The 792-nt window shown below is 67.9% G+C and carries 2 protein-coding genes; both read right to left on the reverse strand.

Going from position 1 to position 792, the window contains the following annotated elements:
* Window positions 1-74: 74 nt before the first annotated feature.
* Window positions 75-509, reverse strand: a complete 435-nt coding sequence (locus tag R1101_RS0124750) for an acyl-CoA thioesterase (protein WP_016935800.1) — start codon at window positions 507-509, stop codon at window positions 75-77.
* A gap of 3 nt (window positions 510-512) precedes the next feature.
* A partial coding sequence (locus R1101_RS28830) for an NAD-glutamate dehydrogenase domain-containing protein (protein WP_037225264.1) occupies window positions 513-792 on the reverse strand: 280 nt, incomplete at its 5' end.

Below are 792 nucleotides of genomic sequence, written 5' to 3' on the forward strand. Positions count from 1 at the left end.
CGAGGAAAGCAGCGAGATCGACGCTGTCGTCGGGGCCGTCGAGCCTCAGGAGACGCTCGACATGCCGGGCCTCGTCAGTCACGTCGCCACTGCCGCAGGAACTCGCGCTCGTCGTCGGTGAGCCGGCGCAGGCGCTGGGTCTCGATGTCGAACGCCGCGATCTGGGTGGACGCGACCACGGCCGGCGCCGAGTCGACCGGGGCACCGCTCGGCCGCACCTCGTAACCGATCGTGAAGTCGACCGCGCGTACCTTCTCCGTCCACATCAGCACGTCGAGCGGACCGTCGTCGTGACGCAACTGCCCTCGGTAGCGGACGTGGAGATCGGCGATGACGGCCCCCTCGCGCAGGTCCCGGGTGGGGCGGCCGTCGGCGAACAACCACGGGATCCGCGCTTCCTCGAGGAGGGTGACCATCCGCGCGTGGTTGATGTGCTGGAAGACGTCCATGTCGGACCACCGCACCATCACCTCGGTGTGGAAACCGAACTGTTCGCCCGCACCGCTCACTCGTTACCTCCGATCGGATGCGCCCGTGCGCACCATGCCCCTGATCTGTCGTGCCGCCACCGACAGGGTGGCGAGGTCCAGACTTCCAGACGAGAAGATCTCGTCGAGCGCCGCCCTCGCACGCACGAGTTTGGATCCGTTCGACGACTCCCAGTCCTCGATCATCTCCTCGGTCGATTCCCCGGGTTCGGCGCCGGCGAGAACGTCGAGGACGATCGAACGCAACGAGCCGTACAGGTCGTCGCGCAGCGCGAGTCGCGCCAGCGAATGCCAGCGGTCGCCC

Origin of the sequence: Rhodococcus sp. R1101 (assembly GCF_000278445.1) — a bacterium.
Taxonomy (GTDB): Bacteria; Actinomycetota; Actinomycetes; order Mycobacteriales; family Mycobacteriaceae; genus Rhodococcus; species Rhodococcus gordoniae.